This is a genomic window from Ruegeria sp. BHSB064, from assembly GCF_059613205.1.
Genome location: NZ_JBXWSB010000058.1, coordinates 21,059 through 27,439 on the forward strand (window position 1 = coordinate 21,059; position 6,381 = coordinate 27,439).

A 6,381-nucleotide genomic window follows, 5' to 3' on the forward strand; every position below is an offset into this window, starting at 1 on the left:
AGTGCTTGCCATGATCAGGGTTCTTGATATCGCCATCTCGACGATTTCGCGACTAAGTGGGATGGTTGCAGCACTGACCATTGTCGTGCTGACAGGCCTTGTCATCACGAGCATCATTAGCCGACTCGGTGGCGCCTATGTTCCCGGGCTGACCGACTACGCGGCCTATTGCCTTGCTATCGCGGGGGCTTTTGGAATGGCCTATACATTCGGGCAACACGGGCACATTCGTGTTGAATTGCTCGTCGACCAACTCCAAGGGCGAGCACGCTACGTTCTTGAAGTGGTGGTTCTTTGCATATCAACCGCGATGAGCGGTTATCTTGCCTGGTTCCTCGTCAAAATGACCATCGTGTCTTACCAATTTGAGGACCGAAGCGATGGCTCGGACGGGATATTGATCTGGATTCCCCAAGCTCCATTCGCTGCCGGCTTTTCATTGTTTGCTGTTGTATTGGGGCTCGCCACTCTCAGGGCGCTTCTACGCGGAGATCTTGAAGGACTGGCAGCAGAGCACACGTCAGAAAGCTGGGAGTAGTAGCCCATGGATTTACGAACCGAACACCCGGGATTCCAGCCCCAGTTCGACGCGGGTCCTCATTCCGCCGGGCAGATCGGATTTCTGGCGGTCGCAAATGCAGACCTTACAGAAAGGGACATGTTTCGGTTGAAACCGCCGACTGTGGGCGTGCATTTTTCGCGCGTCAACATGCCCAAAAATTGCACGGTTGAGAATCTGCGGGCGGTTGAGGCATCACTAGATCAAGCGGTCTCGGTGCTAATGCCCGGGCGCAGCGACCTCGATGTCATCTGCTTCAATTGCACCGCTGCGAGCTTTATCATTGGTGAGAACCATATCACGCAAAAAATCGAAAATCTGCGGCCAGGGGTGCGGGCGACGAGCCTCTTTACTTCGGTGCTTATCGCTCTTGAGGCATTGAATGCCAAGACCGTAGCACTTGGCACGGCCTATACGCAGGACATAACAGACATTGAGGCCGAGGTTCTCGAGCGCAACGGATTCGCCTGCGCTTCGCGCGAAAGCCTTTCGCTTGCCAACGACATGCAAATGAATGCGGTGACGCCAGATAGCCTGATCGAATTTGCCGAGTATGCCGACCGAGACCAAGCGGACGTGGTCTTCCTGAGCTGTGGCGCCCTCCGCGCACTCGACATCATCGATGCTGCCGAGGCCAGGCTTGGCAAGCCAGTCATCTGCTCCAATCAGGCCTCGATGTGGAACTGTCTGAATATGCTGGGGCAAGCCTCAGAGAATGGGGTGGGAATGCTGTTTCAAACTGCCAGTCCAGTGTCAAAGCAAGAAACTGCAACTGCCTAACCCAAGAACCGGAGGCACAAAGATTGGCCGAAACCACACTAGCGATATTGATGATCGTAGCCCTCTTCGGCCTTCTTGGACTTGGGCTCTGGATCGGCTTGGCCTTGATGGGTGTTGGCTTGATATCAATGAGCTTGTTCACCTCACGTCCCGTAGGGGATGCTCTGGCGACAACGATTTGGTCACACAGCGACAGTTGGGGATTGGCTTCGTTGCCTCTTTTCATTTGGATGGGAGAAATCCTTTTTCGATCCCGGTTGTCCGACGGCCTTTTCAAGGGATTGGCCCCGCTGATGCGATCGCTTCCGGGCGGTATGATCCACATTAACATTGTCGGCTGTGCGACATTTGCGGCGATCTCCGGGTCTTCTGCCGCTACGCTGGCCACAATAGGCAAGATCACGGTGCCAGAGCTGAAACGCCGAGGCTATCCGGACAACATGGCCTATGGAACGTTGGCCGGGGCGTCGACGCTGGGCCTGCTGATCCCGCCTTCGATCATCATGATTGTTTACGGTGTAACGGCGCAGGTTTCGATCACTCGCCTGTTCATGGCGGGCATCCTCCCTGGCATCATGCTTGCAGCGCTCTTTATGGGCTACATCTATCTCTGGGGGAGGTTCAGCAGGACAGGAAGTGCCCTGCGCGAACCACGTGCTGGTGCACGCGAAAAACTGGCCGGGCTTGTTCACCTTGCACCAGTTGCGATGCTGATTTTCGCCGTAATTGGCTCGATTTATGCAGGCATAGCCTCCCCGACGGAAGCCGCGGTGATTGGTGTACTTGGGGCGTTGCTTCTGTCTCTCTTTGAACGTTCCCTGACGCGTGCGACCTTTATCGACGGATTAATGGGAGCGACAAAAACGACCTCCATGATCATGCTTCTGGTCGCTGGCGCGGCCTTCCTGACGCTCGCGATGGGCTTTACCGGGTTGCCACGGGCTTTGGCAGAATGGATTGGCGGAATGAATCTCTCACCATGGATGTTGATTGCTGCACTTACCGTCTTCTACGTCATCCTCGGTTTCTTTCTCGACGGAATATCCTCAATTGTTCTTACCATGGCCGTGATCGAACCGCTGGTAAGGCAGGCTGGCATCGACATGATTTGGTTTGGCATCTTCGTCGTCCTGGTCGCAGAGATGGCGATGATTACCCCGCCCGTGGGTTTCAATCTTTTCCTCGTTCAAAGCATGACGGGGCGCGATCTTGGCTTCATTGCCCGTGCCGCTTTCCCGATGTTCTGTCTCATGGTTGTCGGAGTGGTCATCTTGACCGTGTTCCCTCAATTGGCGCTATGGCTCCCTGACGCCCTGCTGGAGAGATAGCCATGTCACGCACCATTCTTGTCGCAGTCGACCCCAGTGAGGAGGGCAATTGGTCCAGACTGAAGCCGGCAGTTGCCAGGGAGGCCGCGCTTGATGCTTCCGTGCACCTGATGAGCGTTATTCCGACACAAGACGCTCTAGGGCCATTGTCGCAGTTCGTGCCGGAGGACCTGACGAGGAAACACCGGGCGCATGTACGAAAAACGCTAGAGGGCTATGCCGGCTCATTGCCCGAATCCGCGGATGTCCATTTCCACATCGCGGACGGGAGGGTTTACAGTTCAATCCTTGATAAGGCACGTGACCTTGGTGTGGATCTGATCATAACGGGGGCGGGCAAGGCCGCTTATGGCACGTTTCTTCTTGGGCCGAACGCGGCGAGGCTCGCGCGCCATTCGGATGCCTCTGTCCTCATTGTACGCCGACGTCCATGATCGCTGAGTTTCCTGTAAGTGACATCGTCGTCATGTTTGGGTGGTGTTCCGGGGCAGGTTTGCTGGCTGGGGTGCTCTCAGGGGTCTTCGGCATTGGCGGTGGCGCTATTCTGGTCCCCATACTTCAGACCATATTCGCGATACTTGGCGTTCAAGACGAACATGTCGCGCATTTGGCTGTTGGAACTTCGCTTGCAATTATTATTCCGACAGCACTTCGAAGCTATTCCGCACATAGTAATAGGGTACTGGGTAACCCGTCACTGTTACGGCGATGGCGGTTTTATGTACCACTTGGAGTCGTTGCAGCTTCTTTCCTTGTAGGTTTCGTACCAGGCGACTTTCTACGCTATGTGTTTATCTTGGTCGCCTTTTCCATTGCGGCAAGGATGCTGCTGCTGCCCGAATCATGGTCCATCGCCCCGGAATTGCCACCTCCCCCAGTGACCAATGCGGTTGGCTTTGGCATCGGTGCGATATCAACATTCATGGGCATCGGCGGCGGAAACCTGAACAACTTGTTCATGACGTCGTTCGGACAGCCCATGCACCAAAGCGTCGCCACGTCCGCCGGCCTCGGCCCCCTGATCGCAATACCAGCAGTGATCGGATACGTCCTGGCCGGTTGGGGAGATAATGGTACGGGGCCACTCGCCCTCGGCTACGTCAGCCTGGCCGCGTTTGTATCAATTGTTCCATTCTCGGTTGTTGGCGCGCCAATTGGCGTCGCTTTGGCACATCGATTGCCGGGTAGGCATCTCAAGATCGCCTTTGGCGTTTTCTTGGTCGCCGTAGCGCTAAAAATGATCTGGGACATGCGCATGTGACAGAAAACTCTGATTCCAGCGGAACGGCCGAATTGTTCTCACATCAAAAAAGTGCAGGACGAAGGCAGTCGAATGACGAAGGGCAACTGTTCAGGTAAACCCCCTCGCCATCAGAGGCCGAAGTGGACTTTTGAGGAAGGAAACTACCAATGCGAGATTTTGGATTGGAAACGTTCTTCGCGCAATGGGAATTCTCAGCGCGTTATCACATGACGGCCTCGGATGCTGACAGCATGACGATCGCAGAGCTACTGCAATTGGTTGCACCGGACTCCACCGTCAGCCTTGGTGAAATTCACCTTGGTTACACCGAGACGATGGGAGCAGAAGCGCTGCGCCAGGTGCTCAGCGCGTTTTATCAACCGCTGGGACCAGAGAATATCATGACGCTCAGCGGCGCCCAGGAGGGGATCTACGCCGCGATGCGGACGCTGCTTGAGCCGGATGACCACGCCATAGCGTTTGTTCCCAATTATCAGGCTGCCGAAACCGTACCGTTGGACATTTGTGATACCAGTGGGGTTGCACTGCGCGCCGAGCTGGACTGGCAATTTGATCCTGATGCATTGCGGGCGGCCATCAGGCCCGAGACCAAGCTTGTCTCAATAAACTTTCCAAATAATCCGACCGGGGCAACGCTTCGACCGGAAACTTACGAGGAGCTCATTGAGATCTGTCGATTTCACGGGCTCTGGCTATTTTCGGATGAGGTTTACCGGGGCCTAGAGACTGACCCCGAACGAAGAATGGCGCCCGCAGCAGATGTTTACGAGAAAGCAATCTCGCTCAACGTAACTTCGAAGGCCTTCGGACTTCCCGGACTCAGGGTCGGGTGGCTGGCCAGTCAGGATGTAGATGTTCTTTCAAGGATCAATAAATACAAAAATTACCTATCGATCTGCTGCGCCGCACCAAGTGAATGGCTTGCGACACTCGCAATGCGTGAAGGCGAGAAGCTGTTGGAACGCAACCGTGCCATTGTGCGAGACAACCTCGATCAACTGGACGCGTTTTTTGCCGATTACCCTGAACTGTTCGATTGGCAAAGGCCGGACGGAAGTTGCGTCGCCTGGCCTGTGTTTCGCGGAAAGATAGGTGCAGAAGCTTTCTGTGCACAACTTTTGGAGGCCGAAGGCGTCTTATTACTTCCACCCTCTTTATACCAATCGGAGCTTTTGCCGACGCCCTTAGATCGGTTCCGGATCGGATTTGGACGCAAAAACATGACGGACGGGCTTGCTGCAATGAGACGTTTTGTCGAAAGTAACCTGGATGCGATTTCGCCATGAAGGTCCTTGATATTGACGACATTCGACCGTTGATTTCTCCCATCGCAGTAATGGAATCGGTGAAGTCCGCTTTGATTTCCCACGCTCGCGGTGAAACAATATCTCCAAAGCCGATGCACCTGGTTTTTGAAGAGAGCGGCGATCCAATGTTCGGCGACTGTCATGTCAAAGCTGCCTCCGGATCGGCCAATCCATACTTCTGTATTAAGGTCGCCACTGGTTTTTATCACAATTCACAACTCGGACTGCCTAGCAATAATGGCCTGTCCCTGCTACTGTCTGCCAAGACGGGCGAGCCGCTGGCTCTTTTCAGGGACGACGGCTGGATGACCGCATGGAGAACCGTTGCAGCAGGAATCCTGGCAGCAAACCTGCGCCCATTTCGTTCAGATGGAACAATTGGCATTCTCGGGACCGGACAGCAGGCATTGCTTCATGCCGAATGGTCCAGGTTTCTTGAGGCGCCAACCCGGGTACTTATCGCGGGGCGGGACAAAACAAAGGTTCAAAAGATCGTAGACCAGCTTTCCCCAAAGGGTGTTCAGATTGAAGGTACGGATATTGAGACGCTTTGCCGAAGCTCAGACCGAATAATCACGACGACACCCGCAACAAACCCAATCGTTCGAAACGATTGGATCAGGCCAGGAACCCACATTGTTGCACTTGGGTCCGACACGCCCGGAAAACAGGAGCTGGAAAGCACGTTATTGTCGCGTTGCGGGCGGCTTATCGTCGATGACGCAGACCAGTGCAGTCGTCTGGGCGAGTTCTCATCAGGACTGAGAGAGCATACGATAAGACGAGACTCATTCGTGACCCTCGGTGACTGTCTGACAGGAGAGCGGATCGATCCTTCCGAAATAACTGTTGTAGACCTTACAGGGCTGGGCGCACAGGATCTCGCTGTTGCTCAACTCATTCACCAAGAGATGCTGCGGGTCAAAGCAAATTAGTTGTGAAGCCAACCGAATCCGGCCCCGACAATAGTTGTCATGGTGCTGTTAATTCCCGGACGCTTACCTCAAAAAACTGAGCAAATTCAGTTGCTGGTGAGCCTCCCCAACTGAATTGGTCCGCCCCTATGTTTAGGAAACGGAGGACTAAGAATGGCGAACAAGCGACCAAAGCCGGAAGAGATTGTCTCGAAGTTACGGCAAGTTG

General features: G+C 54.6%; 7 protein-coding genes. All 7 read left to right on the forward strand.

The features are described 5' to 3' along the window. Positions 1–10: 10 nt before the first annotated feature. The 7 genes from AC2FNU_RS14270 to AC2FNU_RS14300 all read left to right on the forward strand — a co-directional run bounded on the left by AC2FNU_RS14270 (position 11) and on the right by AC2FNU_RS14300 (position 6,173). Positions 11–538 carry a TRAP transporter small permease gene (locus AC2FNU_RS14270; RefSeq protein WP_496789571.1) on the forward strand — a complete coding sequence of 176 codons (528 nt, stop codon included), beginning with the start codon at positions 11–13 and terminating at the stop codon, positions 536–538. A 120-nt stretch (positions 539–658) separates the two neighbouring features. After that, positions 659–1,339, forward strand: a complete 681-nt coding sequence (locus AC2FNU_RS14275) for a maleate cis-trans isomerase family protein (protein ID WP_496789574.1) — start codon at positions 659–661, stop codon at positions 1,337–1,339. A 23-nt stretch (positions 1,340–1,362) separates the two neighbouring features. After that, positions 1,363–2,667: a TRAP transporter large permease gene (locus tag AC2FNU_RS14280; RefSeq protein WP_496789576.1), complete on the forward strand. Its 1,305-nt coding sequence runs from the start codon at positions 1,363–1,365 to the stop codon at positions 2,665–2,667. A gap of 2 nt (positions 2,668–2,669) precedes the next feature. Beyond that, complete coding sequence (locus AC2FNU_RS14285; RefSeq protein ID WP_496789579.1) at positions 2,670–3,101, forward strand: universal stress protein; 432 nt, start codon at positions 2,670–2,672, stop codon at positions 3,099–3,101. Beyond that, positions 3,098–3,928 carry a sulfite exporter TauE/SafE family protein gene (locus tag AC2FNU_RS14290; RefSeq protein WP_496789582.1) on the forward strand — a complete coding sequence of 277 codons (831 nt, stop codon included), beginning with the start codon at positions 3,098–3,100 and terminating at the stop codon, positions 3,926–3,928. The genes AC2FNU_RS14285 and AC2FNU_RS14290 overlap by 4 nt, the downstream gene beginning before the upstream one ends. A 164-nt stretch (positions 3,929–4,092) precedes the next feature. Continuing rightward, on the forward strand, positions 4,093–5,217 hold the full coding sequence (locus AC2FNU_RS14295) for an aminotransferase class I/II-fold pyridoxal phosphate-dependent enzyme (protein WP_496789584.1): 1,125 nt from the start codon (positions 4,093–4,095) through the stop codon (positions 5,215–5,217). Beyond that, positions 5,214–6,173: an ornithine cyclodeaminase family protein gene (locus AC2FNU_RS14300; RefSeq protein WP_496789586.1), complete on the forward strand. Its 960-nt coding sequence runs from the start codon at positions 5,214–5,216 to the stop codon at positions 6,171–6,173. Before AC2FNU_RS14295 ends, AC2FNU_RS14300 begins: the two co-directional genes overlap by 4 nt. Positions 6,174–6,381 lie beyond the last annotated feature (208 nt).

Coding starts and splice junctions, on each gene's coding strand:
- AC2FNU_RS14290 (WP_496789582.1), top strand. CDS start 3,098: ATGATCGCTGAGTTTCCTGTAAGTGACATCGTCGTCATGTTTGGGTGG.
- AC2FNU_RS14275 (WP_496789574.1), top strand. CDS start 659: ATGTTTCGGTTGAAACCGCCGACTGTGGGCGTGCATTTTTCGCGCGTC.
- AC2FNU_RS14300 (WP_496789586.1), top strand. CDS start 5,214: ATGAAGGTCCTTGATATTGACGACATTCGACCGTTGATTTCTCCCATC.
- AC2FNU_RS14285 (WP_496789579.1), top strand. CDS start 2,670: ATGTCACGCACCATTCTTGTCGCAGTCGACCCCAGTGAGGAGGGCAAT.
- AC2FNU_RS14270 (WP_496789571.1), top strand. CDS start 11: ATGATCAGGGTTCTTGATATCGCCATCTCGACGATTTCGCGACTAAGT.